At 40.3% G+C, this 926-nt stretch carries 1 protein-coding gene; it reads left to right on the top strand.

Features of this window, described 5'->3' with window-relative positions:
- Positions 1–926 (top strand): ATP-dependent metallopeptidase FtsH/Yme1/Tma family protein (locus ACRCJ0_RS15820; RefSeq protein ID WP_431391139.1); only part of this gene is annotated, 926 nt, incomplete at both ends.

The raw sequence follows: 926 nt of genomic DNA, 5'->3' as shown, positions 1-926 counted from the left end.
AAACAGAATAAAAATCGGAAGAAAGGGTTTAATTTTGGGAACTCACCTAATGGTGGTGGTTATTTCAACTTTATGAATGCCTTCTGGTGGATAATATTGGTAATCCTTGGTTTGAATTTATTATTCCCAGCCATTACTGGGATGCAGGTAGAAGAAGTTCCTTATTCTTCATTTGTGAGCCAAGTAGATGCTGGCCAGGTAGAAAGTGTTGAAATTAATCAATATGATTTAACTTGGACCGCTGAAACGGACGGCGAAACGCAAGTATATACCACTGGTAAGGTGGATGATCCTGATTTAGTTAACCGTTTGGAATCGAACAATGTGACTTACCAAACGGAAATCTATCAACCAACGTCACCATTTATCTCATTCTTACTGACCTTTATTTTACCGTTTGCTGTGATTTATTGGTTAATGCGTAAACTAATGCAGAAGATGACAGGTAGTTCTGATTCTAAGATTGACCTTTCAGGTGGTGGCTTTGGTGGCATGAACTTTGGTAAATCAGATGCCAAAATTTATGTGAAATCAGATAATTCACGAAACTTTAAAGATGTGGCTGGTCAAGATGAAGCCAAAGAGTCTTTGGTTGAAGTGGTAGATTACTTGAAGGAACCGAAGAAATACCAAGAAATCGGTGCCCAAGCACCGCGTGGTGTCTTACTAGTAGGTCCTCCTGGGACAGGTAAAACTTTGATGGCCAAAGCCGTTGCTGGTGAAGCTGGTGTCCCATTCTTCTCTATCGCAGGTTCTGAATTTGTTGAGATGTTTGTTGGACGAGGGGCAGCTAAAGTGCGTGACCTCTTTAAACAAGCCAACGATAAAGCGCCATGTATCGTATTCATTGATGAGATTGATACTATTGGTAAATCTCGTGACAATTCTTATTCAACCAATGACGAACGTGAGCAGACTTTAAACCA

This window comes from Aerococcus sp. L_32, from assembly GCF_050689315.1.
This window is presented reverse-complemented; position numbering and strand designations above follow the sequence as displayed.